The sequence below is a fragment of the Pseudomonas sp. MS19 genome (genome assembly GCF_013277615.1).
In the GTDB taxonomy this organism is placed as follows: Bacteria; Pseudomonadota; Gammaproteobacteria; order Pseudomonadales; family Pseudomonadaceae; genus Aquipseudomonas; species Aquipseudomonas marincola.
Map to the genome: position 1 here is coordinate 133,954 of NZ_VBTO01000018.1, position 23,324 is coordinate 157,277.

Consider the following 23,324-nt stretch of genomic DNA (forward strand, 5'->3'; position numbering starts at 1 on the left):
CTCAGCGTGCATGTTGCTGTACCTGCATGCACGCCGAGATAGGTTTAGCGCAAGCACCCATCGCACTCAGTCATACCGGCCCATAACGCCTGGCCATATGAAGACAATCACTTAACTGACATTGCTAGCATGCACAGGCTCAGCCTGAAAGACTGAAATCGCCGGAAGCGAGAACGATTGGATGATGTTGAGTTTCTCCAGATCACAATAAGACTGTTCAAACAGGCGCTGAAACAAAGTGCTCGCAGTGGGACGCGAAGTTGCGTACATCACATCTGAGCTACACAGGTGAATCAGGGGCTCAACTCGCCCGCAGCGATCGCTAGAGCGCCGAATTAAAACTGCCAAAGGGAAGCCTGTATGAGTTTTAAACGCAATACGTTGCTGTTGGCGCTAATGGGGGGATTGCTGGTGAATCAAAGTGTAACTGCCGCTCCCGCAGCGGCACCGCTGGATGCAAAAGCCAGTGACCCACACCTGATGGGCTTGATGCAGGGGATTCCGCCTGCTGCAGATAAAGTCGTGAATTTCTCCAACTTTCTGCGCTTTCCGTTCACGCGCTGGTCGTTCTCGCATATCCGTGAAGTGGTGCCCACCGTGCAGGTATCGCGCGGCGATGGCCCGGTAAGCGCACTCCCCCGGGCTGAGCGAGACGATATCGACAGCCTCAGCTTCAAACCCATAGGCAGCGACAGCAGCATGACGTGGGAACAGTCGCTGGCCGCTAATTACACTGATGGCATCGTCGTGCTGCATCGCGGAAAGCTAGTGTACGAACGCTACTTTGGCGCCCTTAAGCCTGAGGGGCAGCACATTGCTTTCTCCGTGACCAAGTCGTTTATCGGCACGCTAGCAGCAATGCTGGCTGCAGAGGGCACGCTCGACGAGAACGCGCTGGTGACACGCTACGTACCGGAACTTAAAGACAGCGCCTACGGCAATGCCACCGTGCGCCAAGTAATGGACATGACCACCAGCATTGAGTACTCCGAAGATTATGCTGATCCCACAGCAGGCGTTTGGGAATATGGCCGCGCCGGGCATCTGATTCCGCGCCCGGCGGGCTACAGCGGTGCTACGTCGCTCTATGCGTACCTGCAAAAACTCAAAGCAGAAGGCGAGCACGGCCAGACCTTTGCCTACAAAACCGTCAATTCCGATGCGCTGGCCTGGGTCGTACAACGGGCGACGGGCAAGACGTTCCCCGAGCTGGTTCAAGAGCGCATCTGGAGCAAGCTCGGTGCCGAGCAGGACGCTTACGTCATGATTGATGAGGTCGGCACTGGCTTTGCCGGTGGCGGTTTCAATGCCGGCTTGCGCGATATGGCCCGGTTCGGCGAGGCCATGCGCCTCAATGGCCGCTTCAATGGCCAGCAGATAATCCCTGAAACGGTGGTGGCTGATATTCGTAAAGGGGGCGATCAGAGCAAGTTTGCCAAAGCCGGCTACAACACCCTGCCTGGCTGGAGTTACCGCAATATGTGGTGGGTGGCCAACAATGATCACCAGGTGTTCACGGCACGCGGCATTCATGGCCAAACCATCTATGTCGACCCAAAAGCCGAGATGGTCATTGCCCGCTTTGCATCCTATCCGGTGGCGTCGAACGCCCAGATCGACCCGACTTCACTGCCCGCCTACACCGCGCTGGCCAACTTGCTGATGACCAAGGAGCAATAAATCCTTCGCCGATAATTGATCAGCGGGCTCAACGCCGCTGATCAATCATCTCGCGCCACAGGGCCGTGATAGTCAGCGCCCCATCGCAGCATTCTCTCGGCGCACACAAGGCAATTACTACGACTCATCCGCTGCATGCGCTGCATGCGCTGCATGCGCTGCAACAGTGTTTAGCGAACTCAGCGTTCAGTAACCAATGCGTCAGCCGCTATCCCCATGATCTTTTCGTATTCGTTATGGAACCAGATCAGCGCTGATTCAAACCGGCCGAAATGCACTTCATCGACCACTCCACTGGCCATGTTGGCTTGGATTGTTTCTCCCAAAGCCCAGTCCTCATTGAGCACCTTGTTAACCAGATTGAAATTGGTCTCATGCGTTCGCAGCTCTTCCTGCGACCATTGTGCAGCGCCCTTTACAGGCGGCTCGACCAGCAGAACCTCGTCGATCCGGGTCTCACCAACGGACAACGGAACCATGCGAATCAACGACAGATTGTCGGGCTGAGCCAGCAGCGTGATTGTTGGGCTCAGCGAATAGATCAGATTGGCCATCGCCCTTATGTCCCAGGCCGACTCTGGCAGTGTGGCAGCCTCGAGCATCGGTTTTTTTGGCAAAACCATACGTAAATTCATGTCTCCCCAGCTTTGCCACGTCGACAGGTTGCCAAGGAAAAATGGTGCTAGCGTGTTCTTGTGCGCAACATTGAAGTGGTAGGCCTCAGTGCCACCCTCGAGCAGAACTTTCCAGTTCGCCTTGATTACATAACTGCGACGCTTGTAGACCTTCTGCCGTTGCAGATTCAAGTAGGCTAAGCCAGAAACCATTTCATCCGCCAGCAGGTTTTCCGGCACATCCTTGTCGCGATCGGGATGAAAGTAGACCATGCCGCCTATTTCCCGGCTGTTGAACTCTACAAGGCCTAATTTGCGCTTATCGAGCCCTTCAAACCCTCGTTCGAAATCCGGTGCGCCGAGCAAGCTGCCCTCGGTCGAATAGCTCCAGGCGTGATAAGGACATACCAAGCGCTTGCGGCAGCCGGTGTCTCCAATCGGTAACAGCCGCGCATTGCGATGACGGCATGCATTGGCAAATACCCGAATGCGATTGTCATCGCCACGGATCAGCAATAAAGGTACGCCATTGACCCAGTCGAGCGTCAGGTAGTCACCGGGCAGAGGCAGTTCGCAGGCCGCCGCGAGTGCTATTGGCCGGTTTTGGAAGATCGCCTGATTTTCACGCTCGAACCAGTCAGCAGAAATGTACCGTTGCGTTGAGTGAGAGTGAGTTGACTCATGGTACTGAGTCTCGCCGCAAGCCTTCAGCGCTAGCGCTTGCTTGATCAATTCGATTTCCGTCTGCCGATCCATCGTCAACTCCTCACTGATTTATCTGCGTTCTGCGCTACTGATCATTGCGTTCGTGCCTGCTACTCTAGCAACAGAAAATCGCCGCAAAACAACTCATAGAGACTAATAATCAACGATTAACGACAAAATAAGCGGCAGAGCCCTGTCGTCTCCACGACCAATCTTCAATATTTGCCGCGTAAACGGGAAACCCATGCTGAGCACTACAAGCACACCCCATCAGCGAGCCGTCAAGGTGGCCTGCCTGATTCCGGATCAGTTCTGGAGTAGCACCATCAGCAGCATGACGGAGGTCTTTCACGGTATGGAGTTGAATTCAAAGCTGTTTCAAAACAGCGTCTTCAAGGGATTCAGCATTAGCTACCTGCGCTGCACCAAGCAGCCCGTGACTGGCTTTTCGGGCTTGCGCTTTGACACCCACTACTTTGCTGAGAATGACGAGCGCTTTGATGTAGTCGTGCTGCCATCGGTCTGGGGGCTGTCGATGGACAACCTGGAACGCGCGCGCCCCGCTCTTCAATGGCTCAGCGAGCAACATGCTCAAGGCAGTATCGTAGTAGGTCTGGTGACTGGGGTGTTTTACCTGGCCGAAGCGGGCCTGTTGAATGGCCGGGAAACCACGATTCACTGGGCATCGGAAAATATTTTTCGTCAGCGCTACCCTGGCATCAGGGTAAATCCGAAAATGCAGATGATCGAAGCAGACAGAATCATCACCACTTCAACCACTCCAGCGACTTTCGACGTTACGCTGCTCTTGATTCAACGATTTTTAGGCGACCGTTCAGCAGAGCTTGCCTCGCATTACTTCACGATCAGAGATAAAGACGCCCCGCTCCCCGTGTTTCTTGAACCCAGTTGCAATGACACGCTGGTCGATGCAGCCAGGGACAGAATACGCCTTGGCTTCACTGAAGAAATCTCACTGGAAAAACTGGCCAAGCAGTTCAATGTCACCCCACGTACATTGTCCCGGCGATTCCTCAGCGCCACCGGCATGACGCCCATGCGCTACCTGACACGCTATCGCTTACTGGTCGCACGCCGCCTGTTGCAATCAACTGACCTGCAGATACAGCGAATCGCCGAACAGGCAGGCTTCGCCTCCTCGACGGTGTTCTGCAGAAACTTCAGTCATGTTTACGCGCAAACGCCAAGGGAATACCGCAAGTCTTTGCCGAGTTCAAAGTGAGGGCAGAGTCGCCATAAAGAGATGTTGTTGAGTGAAGCGGCGAAGCGGAAGATGACCGAGCATTATCAGGCGGGCCGCGATCAGAAGGGAGTGGAATATTTAAGGGTTGGTGCCGACCTGAAACTTTAGGCCGCCACATTCGTTTGCCCAAAATATTCCCAAAGTTTGCCCAAACAAAAAAGGGTGACCCTTTCGGATCACCCTCTATGCCCCGTACTAGACGGGTTCGAATTGGTAGGCACAATTGGATTCGAACCAACGACCCCCACCATGTCAAGGTGGTGCTCTAACCAACTGAGCTATGTGCCTTCGATGGGTGCGCATTCTACTGGCGCGAGAAAATGTGTCAACTGTTTTTTCGCTAACTGTCTGAATAAATGCAATTTTTCCATTTATAGCGGCGTTTAATATTTTGCACAGCCACTAGCCGCCATATTCCAACTCGGGTAGCATTTGCATATTCGTAAAAAATAAAGAACAGAGGTTCCAAAATGGCGCACACGTCATATCCACAATCCTACTACGCCGCATCAGCGAATCCGGTTCCCGATCGCCCAGAGCTTAATGGTGAAGTCGAAACCGATGTGTGCATCGTAGGTGCCGGTTACACCGGTCTCTCTACTGCCCTGTTTCTGTTGGAGAGCGGCTTCAAGGTAAGCATCGTTGAAGCTGCCAAGGTTGGCTTCGGCGCATCGGGCCGTAACGGCGGCCAGATCGTTAACAGCTACAGCCGCGACATCGATGTTATCGAGCGCACTGTTGGCCCCAAGCAGGCTCAATTGCTCGGCCAGATGGCGTTTGAAGGTGGCCGCATCATTCGTGAGCGCGTAGCCAAGTACAACATTCAGTGCGACCTTAAAGACGGTGGCGTGTTTGCGGCTAACACCGACAAGCACATGAAGCACCTTGAGTCGCAGAAGAAACTGTGGGAGCGCTTCGGCCACACCCAACTCGAATTGATGGACGCCAAGCGTATCCGCGAAGTTGTCGGCACTGACAACTATGTGGGCGGCATGCTCGACATGAGCGGCGGCCATATCCACCCGCTGAACCTAGCGCTGGGCGAAGCAGCGGCCGTTGAGTCGCTGGGCGGCATCATTTATGAGCAGTCCCCAGCCATCCGTATCGACCGCGGCGCCAACCCGGTTGTGCACACGCCAAAAGGCCGGATCAAGGCCAAGTTTGTGGTGGTTGCCGGTAATGCGTATCTGGGCGACCTGATTCCTGAGCTGTCTGCCAAGTCGATGCCGTGCGGCACGCAGGTTATTACCACCGAGCCGCTGTCTGCCGAACTGGCGAAAAGCCTGCTGCCGACTGACTATTGCGTTGAAGACTGTAACTACCTGCTCGACTACTACCGCTTGAGCGGCGACAACCGTCTGATCTTCGGTGGCGGCGTGGTGTATGGCGCACGTGATCCGGCTGACATCGAGTCGATCATTCGCCCGAACATGCTCAAAACCTTCCCGCAGCTCAAAGACGTCAAGATCGATTACGCTTGGACCGGTAACTTCTTGCTGACCCTGTCGCGCCTGCCGCAGGTTGGCCGTCTGGGTGACAACATTTACTACTCACAGGGTTGCAGTGGCCACGGCGTCACCTACACCCACCTTGCCGGTAAAGTGCTTGCCGAAGCACTGCGCGGTCAGGCCGAGCGCTTTGACGCATTCGCCGAACTGCCGCACTACCCGTTCCCGGGGGGCCGCCTGTTCCGCGTACCGTTCACCGCAATGGGCGCCTGGTACTACAGCATGCGTGACAAGCTGGGCTTCTGATTTGCCCCCGGCTGAATAAAAAACGGCGCTCGATAGCGCCGTTTTTTATTGCCTCTTTACCAGCAGATTAGTGCGTTGGGCATGCAGGTAACGCCGCGCATTGCGCAGGTTTAGCCGACACCGAAGCCGCTGGTTTGGCCATGAAGCGTTTGTCTGCCGGCGCTAACTGGCGTGCGCATGCCGCCGCTTGCTCAGCGGCTGGCGCACAGTTTTGCTCGGCCAGCACTTGCGAGAGGTTAAACCAACCTTCAGCAAATGCCGGATCATGCTTGATACTGGTGCGCAGCGCCGTTTCAGCGCCATGCTTATCGCCGGCCGCGTAACGGCTGTTGGCCAGAGCAAACCAGGCCAGTGGCTCATCGGGCCAGTGCTGAGTTGCAGTTCGATAGGCCGTTGCAGCGCTTTGCGCACGGTCTGTCTGCTCAAGCTCGTTGGCGGCCTTGATCCACGCATGCGCCTCGGCAGTTGCAGGTACTTTATTCACCGGCATGGTCACAACGGCCCAGCGCTCGGCCTTCGTCCAACTCTGATCAAAACCGGCAAAGTCGGTAATCAGGCGTCGCGTCGTGCCGGAACGCAGAATGATGTGTTTCTCACGCAAATCGAAGCCAACCACCACCGCGAAGTGCCACTGCGGATACCAGTCAAAACCCAGATTTTGCAACACCAGCACCGGATTTCCCGCCGCGACCTCAGTCAGCAGCGTATCCAGTTGCGGCTTAAGCGGGTACACCAGCAAATCATGCGAGCGCGCAGCAGCGACCATCTCGACCTGCAAGCTGCCTTCCCTGCCCGGGATATAGACTTTGTCTTTGAGCAGCCCCGGACTGGTGATCTGACCACGCTGGTTGAGCATGGTGGCCAACGCAGCTGGGCCGCATTGATACGCATTCTGCGCAAAGAATGGCACCGCGGTGAGTTCTACCCGCTCAGGCAACTTTTGAGTGGCTGGTGATAATGTCGGCGAGCTCGCGCAACCGGCGAGCACGACGACAGAGAACACGGCTAGCGCGCGCAGCAGCATTAGCGATTGATACATTTTACGAAGCTGAAGATGTCCGTTGCACAAAGCATGTCCGTGACGATGAAGATCACGAAGAACAGCACAATAATGCCAACCACTCCGGAGCCCGCCGGCGCTTCCTGCAGGCGCTGGTTGAACTGCGCCAGTTCAGCATTGCTCAGGCTGTTGATGCGCGCCGCGACCTGATCTTGCGGGACGCCCAGTGACTGTAATTTTTCCTGCACGCCCTGATCGCTGAGCATGTTCAGCAACTGTTGGCGATCGACCTGTTGCTGCTGGCCGGCAAGCACTTCAGCGGTTCCAATCATGGAGGCATTTGCCATTGGCACCTGCGCGGCAAACAGCACCTGAGATACCGCTAAACAGGCCGCCAGACGACGGAAGGATGTGTACTTCGACATTGCAGCAATCTCCACTTTTATAATTCGAGTTATAGACCGAATTGTAATATATGGGTTCAACCATGGCCGACAAATTTTGCTATGTATTACAGTCCCTTGAGAAAGCATCGCATTAATTGAACAGCGAAGCAGCGGCGCTTCTCAGGCACAAAAAAACCCGCCGAAGCGGGTCTTTTCGATAGCACGACTGATCAGGCAGAAAGCTCGACCAGCAGCTTGTTCAAGCGCTGCACATACGCCGCCGGATCTTTCAGGCTATCGCCCGCTGCCAGCGCAGCTTGATCGAACAGGATGTGCGTGAGATCGCCAAAACGGTCTTCATCTGCTTCAGCATCCAGACGCTCAATCAGCGGATGGCTCGGGTTGAACTCGAAGATCGGCTTCGACTCAGGCACTTTCTGACCGCTGGCCTCGAGAATCTGGCGCATCTGCAAGCCAAGGTCCTGCTCACCAATTGCCAGAATCGCCGGTGAGTCGGTCAGACGGTGAGAAACACGCACCTCTGCTACGTGCTCACCCAGTGCGGTCTTCAAGCGCTCAGTCAGGCCTTCTTTGGCTTTGGCGACTTCTTCCTGAGCTTTCTTGTCTTCTTCCGAATCAAGCTTGCCCAGGTCGAGATCACCACGTGCGACGTCGATGAACGACTTGCCGTCGAACTCGGTCAGGTAGCTCATCAGCCACTCGTCAATGCGGTCGGTGAGCAACAGCACTTCGATGCCTTTCTTGCGGAAGACCTCAAGGTGCGGGCTGTTCTTGACCTGCGCGTACGACTCGCCGGTGAGGTAGTAGATTTTGTCCTGACCGTCTTTCATGCGGCCAATGTAGTCTGCCAACGAGACCACCTGCTCGCCCTCGCCTTCTGCCGTTGAGGCAAAGCGCAGCAAACCGGCGATTTTCTCTTTATTGGCGAAATCCTCTGCCGGGCCTTCCTTGAGTACCTGACCGAAGTTTTTCCAGAACGCCTTGTATTGCTCAGGCTCGTTCTTCGCCAGTTTCTCGATCATGTCGAGCGAACGCTTGGTCAGCGCCGACTTCATGGAGTCGATCACCGGATCCTTCTGCAGGATTTCGCGCGAGACGTTCAGTGACAGGTCATTGGAGTCGACCACGCCTTTGATGAAGCGCAGGTACAGCGGCAGGAACTCGTCTGCCTGATCCATGATGAACACGCGCTGAACATACAACTTGAGACCACGCGGCGCTTCACGCTGATACAGATCGAACGGCGCGCGACCAGGCACGTAAAGCAGTGAGGTGTACTCAAGCTTGCCTTCAACCTTGTTGTGGCTCCAGCTCAGCGGGTTCTCGAAGTCATGGCCTACATGCTTGTAGAACTCCTGGTATTCCTCGTCCTTGATCTCGGTGCGTGGACGTGTCCACAGTGCGCTGGCACGGTTAACGGTTTCCCACTCAAGCTCTGCCGGCGCCTCTTCCTCACCAGTAGCCTCTTTCGGCAACTCGATTGGCAGGGCGATGTGATCGGAATACTTTTTGATGACGTTGCGCAGGCGCCAGCCATCCGCGAACTCTGCTTCACCTTCCTTGAGGTGCAGCACGATGCGCGAACCACGCTCGGCCTTGTCGATGGTGGCGACTTCAAATTCGCCCTCACCGCGTGAAGACCAATGCACGCCTTCTGCCGCTGGCAGACCGGCGCGACGGCTGAACACTTCAACCTTGTCGGCAACGATGAAGGCTGAGTAGAAGCCGACGCCGAACTGGCCGATCAGGTGAGAATCTTTTTTCTGGTCGCCCGTGAGGTTCTTCATGAACTCGGACGTGCCCGACTTGGCGATTGTGCCCAAGTGGGTGATGGCATCTTCGCGGCTCATGCCGATGCCGTTGTCTTCGATGGTCACGGTCTTGGCTTCTTTGTCGAAGCTCACGCGGATCTTCAGGTCCGCACCGCCTTCAAGCAGCTCTGGTTTGGCAAGCGCCTCAAAACGCAGCTTGTCTGTGGCGTCGGACGCGTTGGAAATCAACTCACGAAGGAAGATTTCCTTGTTCGAGTAAAGCGAATGGATCATGAGGTGCAGCAGCTGCTTTACCTCTGTCTGGAAGCCCAGGGTTTCTTTTTGAGTTTCCACACTCATGGTCATTTAACTCCACATTGATGACTAGGCCGCAACGTTGGCGGATGTCATTGAAATGGGGCCATTCACAAGCATTTCAAGTGTTTAGCTTCAACAGCGGGCAAACTTTTACGCAAAAGCGTTCAGCCTGCCCCAATTGCGCCCTCAAGGCTCGAGAAGCACGATCTCGGCGATTTCTGTCGGGCTAAAGGTGAAGGTTGCCTCACCAGCGCCATTCAGACGACGCTTGAGCTGCAAATTACCTTCGCCATCAATGCCGATAAACCTGCCCTTCGCCGTGTTGCCCTGAAGATTGGTCACACGCAGATTGAGGTTGCGATAGCGGTCTGGACTGCGCAAAAGCCCTTTGAGAGAGAAATTCTCGCGACGATCAATACGCGGCGCATCCGCAATGCTTTGCAGCGCAGCGGGTAACGGTTGAGTAGTGGCAGGCTCAGGTGCTGTGGCCTCAGGTTGTGCAAGCGCCGGGTAATGGTCATCACTCACAGCCCAGCCGCGCGTAGGGAATTTACGCAGGGTAACCGGCAACTGCCGCGCTACACCGTTGATAGTCGCCGAGGCGTCGAGCGCCAGAGTGTTTTGGCTAAAGCTCACAACCGGCAAGGGATCAAGCTGAACGTCGGCTGTGGCGAAGCGGCGTCGCAGATAATCGTTAAGCACATAAGCCACGGTGTCGTTTGAGTCGAACTGGCGGTCGACACGGCCGTCCACATAACGCAAGCCATTGCGATAAAGCTCTACATGACCATCGAGCGAGGTCTTGTAGCCCGGCGGCAACACCAGATGCAGCTCGCCCTCAAACTTGTTCGGCGCCAAGGGCTTCAAATCGGCGTGCAATGTGTAGCCATTGCGCAGCAGCCTCGCCTCGGGCAAGTCCTGCTCAGGCAGCAGCCAGTTGAGCTCGATTTCAGGCAATGGGCCTGTATCGGTGGGCAGAACATCTATCCGCGTGGCGTTGCGCATCGATTCCGGCAGGCGAATGATCAATTCGCGGCGCGCATAAAAATCATGGCCTTCACGCAAAGTCAGCACGCCACCGATCAATTCGCCTTGTTGCGGGCTGAATGGCTGACCGTTGAGCGTGCCGTGCAATTTGATCGACAGCTCGGACGGCCCTTGCTGTTCGGATTGCAGCCACTTGAGACTGAGGATTTCATTGATGCGCTGCGGGTCCTGATGCCCGAGCATCGCCAATCCCACGATAAGGGGGATAAACCCCAGCGCGCCCAGGCCGATCGGCTGACGCGCAGCGCGCCATTTAAGGAGTACAAAGAGCAGTGTCAGCGGCGGCAACAGGCTCGCCCAGCCCCACAACAAACTCGTACTGAACGCTCTGATAACCAGCCAGACCAAGCCTGCCAGAATCAGCAGCAAGCCTGCGAGTATTAGCAAAGCATCCATTCATACATCCTTAACCATTGTCTGCATGCACTGCGGAAAAATTTCAGGCTTCATCCACTTTGAAATGCGCCCGCGCCGTTGCAATCGGCTCTGCCCGATTGGTCTGCCAGGCGGTGATCGCCACGTTGGCCACACGCTTGCCCTGACGCCAAACCTGGCACTGCGCGTAGGTGTCACGGTAATGCCCGGCACGCAGATAATCTATCGAGAAGTCGATGATTTTGGGAAAGTGTGTGGTGCCCATTATCATCAGCAAATGCAGCATTGCAGAGTGTTCCATAAATCCCGCAATGACCCCGCCGTGCAGCGCCGGGAGTACCGGATTGCCGATGTTATCTTTGTTCGCAGGCAGGCGGAACACCACCTCATCTCCGAGTGGCAGCCCTTCGATACCCAGCAGTTTGGCGTAGGGAAAAAGACTGATCAACGCGCCATAGTCGTTCGACTCATGTGCTTGTGTAACATTGGCGGCCAAGTCGAAATCACTCATTGCCCTGCCCCTTTTGCCAGCGCGCCAGGACCGCTCTTGACGGCGCCGCTGCCGAGGCGCATGAACGTACCGACGACATGCGCAATGGGGTGCGCAGGATCATCCTGATAGGCGTAGCCGCGGGTGAAAATAATGGTCGGTGTAACGCGGTAGCACTCGGCAAAACCGAATACATCCTTGTGCGGTTCCGCCGGGTGCATGTAGTCCACGCGCAGATCCAGCGTTGGGCAGATCTCGAAGTCCGGCAATACGCAAACAGTCGCGATACCACAGGTTGTGTCCATCAGAGTGGTAATCGCGCCGCCGTGAATCACACCGGTTTGCGGATTGCCGACGATATCCGAGCTGTAAGGCAGGCGCATGGTGAGCCCCTGCGGATCGGCGCTGCAGACTTGCAAGCCGAGTACCTGACAATGGCGCAACGCACTCAGGAAGCGCTGCGCGCGCTCAAATATAAGCGTATCGCTCATCTGGAAAGCCTTGTGGGTGCAAAAAACAGGGCGCCGATAATAACGCCATGACAGGCGCTTGTGCGACATGAGCGCTGATCTCTAGCCATCTTTTGCACGGCAGCGCACGGAACTTCGACAGGCAGATTGCGTTCAAACGGCTAAGCTGAAGCTGTAACCGGCTAACTTGATACTTATAAGGAGTACTAACCGTGCAAAAACCTTTTAGCTATGCCCTGCTGCTCGCCGCAACTCTAGCGATGGCTGCTTGCGAAAAAACTCCCGAAGACAAGATGGAAGATGCCAAGGAGTCTGCCGCTGCAGCTGCCGAGAAAATGTCTGACGCTGCTAAAGAAAGTGGCGAAGCTATTAGCGATGCAGCCAAAGAAACCGGCGATGCGATGAAAGACAAAGCCAATGCCGCCATGGACAGCGCCGATGAAGCCGGTGAAAAAATGGGTGACGCAATGGATGATGCCGCCGACTCAATGAACGAAGCGAGCGAAGAAGCCAAGGACGCGGTCAAGGAATAACGTCCTTAAGTACTAAAAGGCCCGCATTGTGCGGGCCTTTTAGTTTGCGCCGGTTAAAGCGCTGGCGTGAGCATCAACAGCAGGCTGCTGATTAAGCCGACGGCCCAAACCACACTGCGCTGCCAGTGCCAGTCACACCAGTAACAAATCAGATACAGAACCCGGCTGACAACGAAAACAATCGCTAGAGTGTCTACCAGATAACCCTGAGTTTGCGTCACGTGCGCCATGAGTACAGCCACAGCGAAAATCGGGAACGCCTCAAAACTGTTCATGTGAGCAGCCAGCGCCCGTGCACCAAAGCCTGTAAGGCGTGCCTGCTGCGCACGCGGATGATGATTGTCGTAAGTCCCACTCTCGGCTTGCATGGCCTTGGCTACAGGCGCCTTGGCTATATAAATCAACAACGCACTGATAAACACGCACCAAAATGGCAGGCTCATTCGGTTTTTTCCTTGTTGGCAGGTTCGAAAGACGGGGTTTGGGTGTAAACCATGACCTCTAACACATCAGAGTGGAACTCACGGCGATACAAGATCATGACCACACCTGTAGTCACGATCATGAAAAACCAGGGGTTAATAAACCAGGACAAAGTTGCCATGCCGAAGTAATAGGCGCGCAAGCCATAGTTGAACTGGTTGGCGGCCATTGAAATCACCCGGGCAGCACGATCAGCGAAAGCTTTGCGCTCTTGCTCGGTTACATGGCGCTCTCCCAGCATTGGCGCCGAACCAACCAATACCGCCGCAAAGTTGTATTGGCGCATGCACCAACTGAAGGTGAAGAAGGCATAGACAAAGACCACGCCAAGGCAGAGCAACTTGATCTCGGACATCTCACGACTTGCCGCCTCAACAAATGGCAAGTCGGCCAACAGCGACAATGCCCGGTCTGATGAACCGAGCACAGTGAGGATACCGGCGAGAATAATCAGGGTGCTGGAGGCAAAGAACGAGGCGTTGCGCTCAAGGTTGCCAATTACGCTGGCGTCGGCAATCCGGTTATCGCGCAGCAGCATGCGGCGCATCCAGTCTTCCCGATAGAGATGCAACACGCTGGCAAGACATGGTGTGGTAGCGGCCTTTGCGTGCGAATAACGGGTGTAGCCCACCCAGCAGAACACAAACCAGACAACGGCGAGCAAATGAACCCATTCAATACTGCTAATCGGCATGGAAACTCCTTCTAAACCTGCGCCGATTATAGCCAGCCCTGAAAAAACTGTGTCCAACAAAAAGGCCGCTACTAAGAGCGGCCTTGATGCTTGCGACAATTACTTGGCTAATGCGCCAGCGGGTTGCCCGGCAAAGCGGTCATAAGCAACCGCAGCCAGCAGGGTTACCAATACCGGAATCAGCCAACCCAGGCTTTGCTCGGCCAACGGCAAGCGAGTGAACAGCTCTGGCACCAACTGGGTGAAGCCTGCGGCCGCGAAGCCATCAACCAGACCAAACACCAGGGTAACCAACATCACCGGCACGAACACCCGGCGCGAGCTGAGCCAGAGTTTGTCGAGCAGACTCAGGGCAATCAACACGATAGCCAATGGATACAGGCCTACCAGCACCGGCACCGAAACGCTGATCAGTTGCGTGAGGCCCTGATTGGCAACCAGCAAGCTGAACACGCCGAGCAACAGCACTACGTTGCGGTACGAAACCGGCAGCAACTCACTGAAAAATTCGCCACAGGCTGTGATCAAGCCTACTGCGGTGGTCAGACACGCCAGCGTGATAACCACAGCCAGCAACAGGCTGCCGTAAAGACCGAAGGTGTGCTGCACATACGCGGTGAGGATCTGCCCACCATTTTGAGCGTCGGCGGCAATACCTTGGCTGGTAGCGCCGAGATAAAAGAACGCCAGATAAACCAGCGACAAGCCTACAGCAGCAATTAAACCGGCGATGATCGAGTAGCGGGTGATCAACTTGCTGTCAGTCACACCACGATCGCGGATAGCGGTCGCAATCACGATGCCGAACACCAGGGCGCCAAGCGTATCCATGGTCAGGTAACCCTGAAGGAAGCCCTGCACCATCGGCGTCGACTGGTAAGCCGGCGAAACACTGCCGACGCTGCCGGCAGGCACGAACACCGCCGCTGCGCCCAACACCAACAACGCGGCAAGCAGGATCGGGGTGATGAACTTACCGATGCGGTCGACCAACTGGCCGGGGTTTAGCGACAGGAAGATCACTGCGGCAAAGAAGGCCGCGGTGTAGGCAAACAGCGCCATGCTGCTCTCGCCAATGAACGGCGCGAGGCCGATTTCAAACGAGGTCACCGCCGTGCGGGGCGTGGCAAACAATGGGCCGATGGTCAGATAAACCGCCACAGCAAAGGCCAGCCCTGCCGTTTTGCCCAGCGGCGCAGTAAGCAGCGCCATACCGCCACCCACACGTGCCAGCGCGACGATGGTCAGCAAAGGCAAGCCAACACCTGTGAGGAGGAAGCCAAAGGCTGCCAATCCCATGTTGCTACCCGCAGCCATACCGGCGCTGGGTGGGAAGATAATGTTGCCTGCGCCAAGGAACAACGCAAAAGTCATGAAGCCGAGGGCCAGAAGGTCCGAGCCTTTCAAACGAGTCATAGAGGGGAATACCACATGCAGAAAATAATGAGTTCCGAGGGTTTCCCGAGGGATCGGGGAAACGTCGTCGAGCCGAATAGGCAAGACCACTAAAACGCCGAGTCACTCTTGTGAAGGGACTGACGGGTTGATAGTTGCAATACTAACGAAATTAGCGATTTGACGGCAGTTAGACTGGTCGGACTGTCGAATTACTGCAGCCGCTTGTCGCATGGCCGACATTAATCGCGCAAACGCCCACAAAAAAGGCCACCCGAAGGTGGCCTCTTTCTAATCAACAAAGCAATTAAGCTTTTTTGACTTCCCAGCCAGTCAGCTCAGCCAGGGCTTTGCCGATGTCAGCCAGGGAACGCACGGTTTTAACACCGGCGTCTTGCAGAGCAGCAAACTTCTCGTCTGCAGTGCCCTTGCCGCCAGAGATGATTGCACCGGCGTGGCCCATACGCTTGCCCGCAGGAGCGGTAACACCAGCGATGTAGGACACAACAGGCTTGGTCACATTGGCTTTGATGAACGCTGCAGCTTCTTCTTCAGCCGAACCGCCGATCTCACCGATCATTACGATCGCTTCGGTCTTCGGGTCTTCCTGGAACAGCTTCAGGATGTCGATGAAGTTAGAACCTGGGATCGGGTCACCACCGATACCAACGCAAGTCGACTGACCGAAACCAGCATCAGTTGTCTGCTTAACAGCTTCGTAAGTCAGGGTGCCGGAACGCGACACGATGCCTACTTTGCCTGGCAAGTGGATGTGGCCTGGCATGATGCCGATCTTGCACTCGCCCGGAGTGATAACACCTGGGCAGTTAGGACCGATCAGGACAACGCCCAGTTCGTCACACTTAACTTTGGCTTCAAGCATGTCGATGGTTGCAATACCTTCGGTAATGCAAACGATCAGCTTGATACCGCCCATTGCTGCTTCCAGGATCGAGTCCTTGCAGAATGGAGCCGGTACGTAGATAACGCTGGCAGTTGCGCCAGTGGTTTCTACAGCTTCTTTAACAGTGTTGAACACTGGCAGGCCCAGGTGAGTAGTACCACCCTTGCCCGGTGTTACGCCGCCAACCATCTGAGTGCCGTAAGCAATGGCTTGTTCAGAGTGGAAAGTACCCTGCGAGCCGGTGAAGCCCTGGCAGATTACTTTGGTATCTTTATTGATCAGGACGCTCATTATTTGCCCTCCGCAGCTTTGACGACTTGCTGAGCAGCGTCGGTCAAGCTGGTTGCCGCGATGATGTTCAGGCCACTTTCAGCCAGGACTTTAGCGCCCAGCTCAGCGTTGTTACCTTCAAGGCGAACAACAACCGGAATTTTAACGCCGACTTCTTTCACTGCGCCGATGATGCCTTCAGCAATCATGTCGCAACGAACGATACCGCCGAAAATGTTAACCAGTACGGCTTTAACATTGTCATCGGACAGGATGATCTTGAACGCTTCGGTAACGCGCTCTTTGGTAGCACCGCCGCCAACGTCAAGGAAGTTAGCCGGCTGGCCGCCGTGCAGGTTAACGATGTCCATGGTGCCCATGGCCAGACCAGCGCCGTTGACCATGCAGCCGATGTTGCCTTCAAGGGCAACGTAGTTCAGTTCGAACTTGGCAGCGTGAGCTTCGCGCGGATCGTCCTGCGACGGGTCATGCATAGCGCGCAGCTTAGGCTGGCGGTACATGGCGTTGCTGTCGATGTTGATCTTGGCGTCCAGGCAGTGCAGATTGCCGTCAGCCTTGATTACCAGCGGGTTCACTTCCAGCAGAGCCAGGTCGTAGTCCTGGAACAGCTTGGCCAGACCAACGAAGATCTGAGTGAACTGCTTGATCTGGTCGCCTTTCAGGCCCAGCTGGAAAGCCAGCTCGCGGCCCTGGAACGGCTGAGCGCCAACCAGCGGATCGATAGTCGCCTTGAGGATTTTCTCAGGGGTATCGTGAGCCACTTTCTCGATGTCCACGCCGCCTTCAGTCGAGGCCATGAACACGATGCGACGGCTGGAGCGATCTACTACCGCGCCCAGATACAGTTCTTTGTCGATATCAGTGCACGATTCAACCAGAATCTTGCTAACCGGCTGACCGTTGGCGTCTGTCTGATAAGTTACCAGACGCTTGCCCAGCCAGTTGGCTGCGAAAGCCTTGGCGTCTTCTTTGCTCTTGACCAGCTTTACGCCGCCCGCTTTACCGCGACCACCAGCGTGGACCTGGGCTTTAACAACCCACTCAGTGCCGCCGATTTTTTCGCAAGCTGCTGCTGCTTCTTCTGGGGTGTCTACTGCGAAGCCCTTGGATACGGGCAGGCCGTATTCAGCGAACAGCTGCTTACCCTGATATTCGTGGAGATTCATGCTTGTCTACCGTCTTCGTTTGGGTATTGCGCATTCGATGCTGCACTTATGATGCCGCACCACCTGTGGCTGCTTCGAGGAGCAGCCCGACATGCATTCCGCGCCTGACTTGAGCCGACGCGGGCCGATGCCGTGGTTCTTTTTGTTCCAAACTCGCCTTTGTTGCACCGCGCGGACAGATGATGATCTTTACCTGCGCAAGCGAGGCCCGGATTTTACGCATGTTTCTGCATATTTCCGAGCCCGCTTGTACGATCAGCACGCGTGTCCGCGCGATTCGGCGAATTATTTAGCGCTTTTTGCGGTTGGCAATGTGAATGGCGCCGCCATTTACAGCCAACGCCGCTTCATGCAGCGCTTCGGACAATGTTGGGTGCGAGAACACCATCATGCCCAAATCTTCAGCACTGGTGCCGAATTCCATGCCGATTGCACCCTGCTGAACCAGTTCAGCAGCGCTTGGGCCAATAACGTGAACGCCGAGAACGCGGTCAGTCTTGGCATCAGCAATCACTTTAACCATACCGCCGGTGTCGTTGGCAGCCATTGCACGGCCGCTGGCCGCGAACGGGAAGGTACCGACGTTGACAGCAACGCCCTCACCTTTCAGCTGCTGCTCGGTCTTGCCGACCCATGCGATTTCCGGGTGAGTGTAAATAACCGAAGGAATCAGGTCGTAGTTCATCTGAGCTTTGTGGCCGGCAATACGCTCGGCAACCATTACGCCCTCTTCCGACGCTTTGTGAGCCAGCATAGCGCCGCGTACCACGTCACCGATGGCGTAAACGCCCGGAACGCTGGTTTCGCACTGATCGTTAACGAAGATGAAGCCACGCTCATCCATGTCAACGCCGCTGTCTGCAGCCAGCAGATCGGTGGTAACCGGACGACGGCCGACCGCTACGATCAGCTTGTCGAAAGTCATCTGCTGCTCGCCGTCAGCGTCAGTGAAGGTCACAGTGACCTGCTTCTTCTTCACTTCCGAACCGGTCAGGCGTGCGCCCAGACGAATTTTCAGGCCTTGCTTGGTCAGGGTCTTCATGGCTTCTTTGGCGATCTGCTCATCAGCAGCAGGCAGGAACTTGTCCTGTGCTTCGATAACAGTCACTTCCGAACCCAGACGCGACCAGACAGAACCCAGTTCCAGACCGATTACGCCAGCACCGATAACGCCAAGGCTCTTCGGTACGCTCTGGAAGTCCAGGGCGCCGGTCGAGTCGACGATAACGTCCTGATCAACAGGCGCTGGTGGAATGTCGATTGGCTTGGAGCCAGACGCGATGATCACGTTACCGGCTTCAACGATCTGCGTGGTGCCGTCTTGTGCAGTCACTTCTACTTGCTTGCCAGCCAGCAGTTTGCCGTGGCCTTCAAGCAGGGTTACGCCGTTAGCCTTGAACAGAGTGGCAACACCGCCAGTCAGGTTCTTGACGATGGTGTTCTTGCGGCCAACCATCGCCGGCACGTCCATGCTCACGCCTTTGGCAGTGATACCGTGAACAGCAAAGCCTTCCTGCGCTTCATGGTACTTCCACGAGCTGTCGAGCAGTGCTTTAGACGGAATGCAACCGACGTTCAGGCAAGTACCGCCCAAGGCGATCTTGCCGTCTTTGTCTTGGTATTTTTCAATACAAGCAGTCTTCAAACCCAGTTGAGCGGCCTTGATGGCTGCTACGTAACCGCCAGGGCCGGCACCGATGACTACCACGTCGAATTTCTGAGACATAACTTACTTCCTTCTCAAAGAGACCGGACGGCTCCTTGTGAGAGCCGCCGAGGGAGAAACTGGGATTAGATGTCCAGCAGCAGACGCGCTGGGTCTTCCAGCAAGTTTTTGATGGTTACCAGGAAGGTCACGGCTTCCTTACCATCGATCAGGCGATGATCGTAAGACAGCGCCAGGTACATCATTGGGCGGATAACGACCTGGCCATTGATGGCCATAGGACGCTGGATGATGTTGTGCATGCCGAGGATTGCAGCTTGCGGCGGGTTAACGATCGGCGTCGACATCATCGAACCAAAAGTACCACCGTTAGTAATGGTGAAGGTACCACCGGTCATCTCGTCGATAGACAGCTTACCGTCACGCGCCTTCTTTCCGAAAGTGGCAATGCCGTTTTCGATTTCAGCCAGGCTCATCGACTCAGCGTTACGCAGAACCGGAACCACCAGACCGCGGTCGCTGGAAACAGCAACACCGATGTCCGCATAGCCGTGGTAAACGATGTCCGAACCGTCGATCGAGGCGTTAACCGCAGGGAAACGCTTCAGCGCTTCGGTTGCCGCTTTAACGAAGAACGACATGAAGCCCAGACGCACGCCATTGTGCGACTTCTCGAACAGGTCTTTGTACTTCGAACGCAGCGCCATGACTTCAGTCATGTCGACTTCGTTGAACGTGGTCAGCATGGCCATGTTCGACTGAGCTTCAACCAGACGCTTGGCAACGGTGGCGCGAACACGCGTCATCGGTACGCGCTTCTCAACGCGGTCACCAGCAGGCATGACTGGAGCAGCGGCAGCCGGAGCAGCAGCCTTGGCAGGTGCAGCAGCCGGTGCTTTCTTCTTGGCTTCAACAGCAGCAACTACGTCTTCTTTAGTAACGCGACCGCCTTTGCCAGTACCCGAAATGCTGTTCGGGTCGATGCCGTTCTCTTCAGCCAGCTTGCGTGCAGCAGGCGAAAGAATCTGGTCATCACCTTCAGCAGCAGCCGGTGCTGCAGCGGCAGGCGCGGCAGCTGCCTGAGCAGGAGCAGCAGCCGGAGCGGCAGTAGCGCCGTCATTCAGACGGCCCAGCAGTTCGTTGCTGAGTACGGTATCGCCTTCGTTCTTGACGATTTCAGCGATCACGCCGTCAGCTTCAGCCAACACTTCGATAACGACTTTGTCAGTCTCGATGTCAACGATCAGTTCGTCGCGCTTGACTGCGTCGCCCGGCTTCTTGTGCCAGGTAGCAACGGTGCCGTCAGCAACCGATTCCGGGAAAGTTGGGGCATTAATATCGATAGCCATTGTGTATGTCCTTAAATTCGGTTTTAACGAGGCGGCCCTCTAAGGCCGCCTCTTGCGCGAAGGCGTTAAACAGTAAATGCGTCCTGCAGCAGTTTTTCCTGCTGCTCGGCGTGCAACGATGCATAACCACATGCTGGAGATGCAGAGCCTTCACGGCCGGCATACTCAAGAACCAGAGTCTTCTTATGCGCAGCAACCACACGGCGCATGTGATGCTGGCTGCAATACCAGGCACCTTGGTTCATCGGCTCTTCCTGACACCAGACGATGTGTTTGACGTTCTTATAAGGAGCAAGAATTTCCGCCAAATCATCTTCCGGGAACGGATAAAGCTGTTCCAGTCGCACGATTGCAATGTTGTTCAAGCCTTCAGCGCGACGCTTCTCAAGCAAGTCGTAGTAAACCTTGCCGCTGCACAGGATCACCCGGTCAACTTTCTTCGGATCGATAGCATCGATCTCCGGAATGACCGTCTGGAACGAACCGTCGGCCAGATCTTCCAGCGTCGAGATCGCCAATTTATGGCGCAGCAGCGACTTAGGCGTCAACACGACCAATGGCTTACGCAGCGGACGAATCACCTGACGGCGGAGCAAGTGGTAGATCTGCGCCGGCGTAGTCGGTACGCACACCTGCATGTTGTGCTCAGCGCACAGCTGCAGATAACGCTCCAGACGTGCCGATGAGTGCTCCGGACCCTGCCCTTCATAGCCGTGCGGCAGAAGCATGGTCAGGCCGCACAGACGACCCCACTTGGTTTCACCGCTGGAGATGAACTGGTCAAACACCACCTGAGCGCCGTTGGCGAAGTCGCCGAACTGAGCTTCCCAGATCACCAGACCGTTAGGCGTGGTGGTGGAGTAACCGTATTCAAATGCCAGTACAGCTTCTTCCGACAGGAACGAGTCGTAGAGATCAAACTTCGGTTGATCATCATACAGACGCTGCAGCGGTACATAGGTTGAGCCGTCTTTCTGGTTGTGCAGAACGGCGTGACGGTGCGAGAACGTACCGCGACCCACATCCTGACCGGTAATACGGATCGGGTGACCTTCGAACAACAGGGTTGCGTATGCCATAGTTTCGGCAAAGCCCCAGTTAATCGACAACGCGCCGGCCGTCATCTTCTGACGGTCTTCGTAAATCTTCGAGACCTGACGCTGAACCACAAAACCGTCCGGGGTTTCGAGCAACTTGGCCGAAAGCTCCTGCAGGGTTTTCAGGTCGAAGCGCGTGTCGTGACGTGCAGTCCAGGCGTGGCCCAGATACGGACGCCAGTCTACGAACAATTCTTTGTTCGGTTCTTTGACCAGGCTTTTCACTACGTGCTGGCCGTTGTCCAGCGCAGTGCGGTACTCGTCGATCTTGCTCTGAACTTCATCAGCAGACTGACGCGAAGCGTTGACCAGCATCTCGGCATACAGCTCACGTGTGGTGCGCTGCTTGGAGATCTGCTGATACATCAGCGGCTGGGTACCGTTCGGCTCGTCCGCTTCGTTGTGACCGCGACGACGGTAGCAAACGAGGTCGATAACGACGTCACGCTTGTACTGCATGCGGTAATCAACAGCCATCTGAGTCACAAACAGTACAGCTTCCGGATCATCACCATTCACATGGAAGATCGGCGCCTGGATCATCTTCGCCACGTCGGTGCAGTACTCGGTCGAACGAGCATCGTCTGCACGGCTGATGGTGAAGCCAACCTGGTTGTTGATGACGATGTGGATCGTGCCGCCCGTCTTGAAGCCGCGAGTCTGCGACATCTGGAAGGTTTCCATGACCACGCCCTGACCTGCGAATGCAGCGTCACCGTGGATGGAAATTGGCAGAACCTTGTCGCCGATGGCATCGCTACGACGGTCTTGACGCGCACGTACCGAGCCTTCAACTACTGGGGAGACGATTTCAAGGTGCGAAGGGTTGAATGCCAGGGCCAGGTGAACTTCGCCACCGGCGGTCATGACGTTCGAAGAGAAACCCTGGTGATACTTAACGTCACCCGAGCTCAGGCCTTCGGTTTTCTTGCCTTCGAATTCGTCGAACAGGTCACGTGGGTTCTTGCCAAAGGTGTTGACCAGAACGTTGAGACGACCACGGTGAGCCATGCCGATGACGATTTCTTTGGTGCCGTACGAACCGCTGCGCTGAATGATTTCATCCAGCAACGGGATCAGGCTCTCGCCACCTTCCAGACCGAAACGCTTGGTGCCCGGATATTTGGTACCCAGGTACTTCTCCAAACCTTCAGCGGCAGTCAGGCGCTCAAGCAGATGGCTTTGTACTTCACCGGAAAAATCAGGGCGCCCACGTACGCTCTCAAGACGCTGCTGGAACCAGCTGCGTTGCTCGGAGTCGACGATGTGAGTGAATTCGGCGCCGATGGTGCGACAATATGTCTGCTCCAACGCGTCGCGAATTTCACGCAAAGTAGCCTCTTCCTTGCCAATTACCAGACCACCGGTACGGAAATTGGTGTCCAGATCAGCATCGGTCAAGCCGTAGTGATTGATACCCAGATCAGCGGGCACAGGGCGTTCCCACAAGCCAAGCGGATCAAGCTTGGCAGCCTGATGTCCACGCATGCGGTAAGCCTGAATTAAACGCAGTACCTCAACCTGTTTCTTCTCATGCTCCGAGCTTACGCTGGAAGCCGAAACTGGCTGGGAACGGCGTTGATTTTTCGCAAGCAAAACGAAATGGTCGCGTATCGTTGAATGCGACACATCCGTAGCTGCGTTACCCTCCGCCGGCAACTTTTGAAAGTATGTGCGCCACTCCTCTGGCACAGCGTTGGGATCGTGCAGGTAAAGCTCGTAGAGCTCTTCCACATAGGCCGCGTTACCACCGGATAGGTGGGCGCTGTCCCACATGCGCTGCATCACGCTTTCTTGCATGCTTGGTCACCCTCGGTAAGGGGACACCACCGGCGTAGAAACCGCAGGGCCACCCAAACCTGTCTCAAGGT

At 55.7% G+C, this 23,324-nt stretch carries 19 protein-coding genes and 1 tRNA gene; 4 read left to right on the forward strand and 16 right to left on the reverse strand.

Going from position 1 to position 23,324, the window contains the following annotated elements:
• Positions 1-360: 360 nt before the first annotated feature.
• Positions 361-1,680 carry a serine hydrolase gene (locus FEZ62_RS19055; RefSeq protein WP_172929442.1) on the forward strand — a complete coding sequence of 440 codons (1,320 nt, stop codon included), beginning with the start codon at positions 361-363 and terminating at the stop codon, positions 1,678-1,680.
• A 179-nt stretch (positions 1,681-1,859) separates the two neighbouring features.
• Here the strand turns inward: FEZ62_RS19055 and FEZ62_RS19060 are convergent, their stop codons facing one another.
• Positions 1,860-3,050: an SRPBCC family protein gene (locus FEZ62_RS19060; RefSeq protein WP_172929443.1), complete on the reverse strand. Its 1,191-nt coding sequence runs from the start codon at positions 3,048-3,050 to the stop codon at positions 1,860-1,862.
• A 235-nt stretch (positions 3,051-3,285) separates the two neighbouring features.
• Here FEZ62_RS19060 and FEZ62_RS19065 point away from each other — a divergent pair, with 235 nt between their 5' ends.
• Positions 3,286-4,242, forward strand: coding sequence for a helix-turn-helix domain-containing protein (locus FEZ62_RS19065; RefSeq protein ID WP_172929444.1), 957 nt, complete (start codon positions 3,286-3,288; stop codon positions 4,240-4,242).
• A gap of 232 nt (positions 4,243-4,474) precedes the next feature.
• Here FEZ62_RS19065 and FEZ62_RS19070 read toward each other — a convergent pair.
• A tRNA-Val gene (locus FEZ62_RS19070) sits at positions 4,475-4,551 on the reverse strand.
• 182 nt (positions 4,552-4,733) lie between these two features.
• On the opposite strand from FEZ62_RS19070, the gene FEZ62_RS19075 reads away from it, so the two are divergent.
• On the forward strand, positions 4,734-6,017 hold the full coding sequence (locus FEZ62_RS19075) for an FAD-binding oxidoreductase (RefSeq protein WP_069900215.1): 1,284 nt from the start codon (positions 4,734-4,736) through the stop codon (positions 6,015-6,017).
• 67 nt (positions 6,018-6,084) lie between these two features.
• On the opposite strand, the gene FEZ62_RS19080 is transcribed toward FEZ62_RS19075, so the two are convergent.
• The 6 genes from FEZ62_RS19080 to FEZ62_RS19105 all read right to left on the reverse strand — a co-directional run bounded on the left by FEZ62_RS19080 (position 6,085) and on the right by FEZ62_RS19105 (position 11,896).
• On the reverse strand, positions 6,085-7,056 hold the full coding sequence (locus FEZ62_RS19080; protein WP_172929445.1) for a PA2778 family cysteine peptidase: 972 nt from the start codon (positions 7,054-7,056) through the stop codon (positions 6,085-6,087).
• Positions 7,041-7,442, reverse strand: a complete 402-nt coding sequence (locus tag FEZ62_RS19085; RefSeq protein WP_069900213.1) for a PA2779 family protein — start codon at positions 7,440-7,442, stop codon at positions 7,041-7,043. Before FEZ62_RS19085 ends, FEZ62_RS19080 begins: the two co-directional genes overlap by 16 nt.
• A 191-nt stretch (positions 7,443-7,633) precedes the next feature.
• On the reverse strand, positions 7,634-9,535 hold the full coding sequence (htpG, locus tag FEZ62_RS19090; RefSeq protein WP_172929446.1) for a molecular chaperone HtpG: 1,902 nt from the start codon (positions 9,533-9,535) through the stop codon (positions 7,634-7,636).
• Positions 9,536-9,679: 144 nt separating this feature from the next.
• Positions 9,680-10,936 carry an MFS transporter gene (locus FEZ62_RS19095; RefSeq protein ID WP_172929447.1) on the reverse strand — a complete coding sequence of 419 codons (1,257 nt, stop codon included), beginning with the start codon at positions 10,934-10,936 and terminating at the stop codon, positions 9,680-9,682.
• A 43-nt stretch (positions 10,937-10,979) separates the two neighbouring features.
• Positions 10,980-11,426, reverse strand: coding sequence for a PaaI family thioesterase (locus FEZ62_RS19100; RefSeq protein WP_069900211.1), 447 nt, complete (start codon positions 11,424-11,426; stop codon positions 10,980-10,982).
• Positions 11,423-11,896, reverse strand: coding sequence for a PaaI family thioesterase (locus FEZ62_RS19105; RefSeq protein ID WP_090512281.1), 474 nt, complete (start codon positions 11,894-11,896; stop codon positions 11,423-11,425). Before FEZ62_RS19105 ends, FEZ62_RS19100 begins: the two co-directional genes overlap by 4 nt.
• A gap of 191 nt (positions 11,897-12,087) precedes the next feature.
• On the opposite strand from FEZ62_RS19105, the gene FEZ62_RS19110 reads away from it, so the two are divergent.
• Positions 12,088-12,408 carry a hypothetical protein gene (locus tag FEZ62_RS19110; protein ID WP_069900209.1) on the forward strand — a complete coding sequence of 107 codons (321 nt, stop codon included), beginning with the start codon at positions 12,088-12,090 and terminating at the stop codon, positions 12,406-12,408.
• Between the two features lie 53 nt (positions 12,409-12,461).
• Here the strand turns inward: FEZ62_RS19110 and FEZ62_RS19115 are convergent, their stop codons facing one another.
• The 8 genes from FEZ62_RS19115 to FEZ62_RS19150 all read right to left on the reverse strand — a co-directional run bounded on the left by FEZ62_RS19115 (position 12,462) and on the right by FEZ62_RS19150 (position 23,253).
• Entirely contained in the window at positions 12,462-12,851 is a 390-nt protein-coding gene (locus FEZ62_RS19115) for an MAPEG family protein (RefSeq protein ID WP_172929448.1), read from the reverse strand.
• The gene (locus tag FEZ62_RS19120; protein ID WP_172929449.1) at positions 12,848-13,585 is read right to left on the reverse strand and encodes a DUF599 family protein; all 738 of its coding nucleotides are present in this window, start codon (positions 13,583-13,585) and stop codon (positions 12,848-12,850) included. Before FEZ62_RS19120 ends, FEZ62_RS19115 begins: the two co-directional genes overlap by 4 nt.
• Positions 13,586-13,684: 99 nt before the next feature.
• On the reverse strand, positions 13,685-15,001 hold the full coding sequence (gene brnQ, locus FEZ62_RS19125; RefSeq protein ID WP_069900206.1) for a branched-chain amino acid transport system II carrier protein: 1,317 nt from the start codon (positions 14,999-15,001) through the stop codon (positions 13,685-13,687).
• Positions 15,002-15,287: 286 nt separating this feature from the next.
• Complete coding sequence (gene sucD, locus FEZ62_RS19130; RefSeq protein WP_069900205.1) at positions 15,288-16,175, reverse strand: succinate--CoA ligase subunit alpha; 888 nt, start codon at positions 16,173-16,175, stop codon at positions 15,288-15,290.
• Complete coding sequence (gene sucC / locus FEZ62_RS19135) at positions 16,175-17,341, reverse strand: ADP-forming succinate--CoA ligase subunit beta (protein WP_069900204.1); 1,167 nt, start codon at positions 17,339-17,341, stop codon at positions 16,175-16,177. Before sucC ends, sucD begins: the two co-directional genes overlap by 1 nt.
• Positions 17,342-17,630: 289 nt before the next feature.
• Complete coding sequence (lpdA, locus tag FEZ62_RS19140; RefSeq protein WP_090512131.1) at positions 17,631-19,067, reverse strand: dihydrolipoyl dehydrogenase; 1,437 nt, start codon at positions 19,065-19,067, stop codon at positions 17,631-17,633.
• Positions 19,068-19,132: 65 nt separating this feature from the next.
• Positions 19,133-20,356: a 2-oxoglutarate dehydrogenase complex dihydrolipoyllysine-residue succinyltransferase gene (gene odhB / locus FEZ62_RS19145; RefSeq protein WP_172929450.1), complete on the reverse strand. Its 1,224-nt coding sequence runs from the start codon at positions 20,354-20,356 to the stop codon at positions 19,133-19,135.
• Between the two features lie 65 nt (positions 20,357-20,421).
• Positions 20,422-23,253 carry a 2-oxoglutarate dehydrogenase E1 component gene (locus tag FEZ62_RS19150; protein ID WP_069900201.1) on the reverse strand — a complete coding sequence of 944 codons (2,832 nt, stop codon included), beginning with the start codon at positions 23,251-23,253 and terminating at the stop codon, positions 20,422-20,424.
• Between the last annotated feature and the right edge of the window lie 71 nt (positions 23,254-23,324).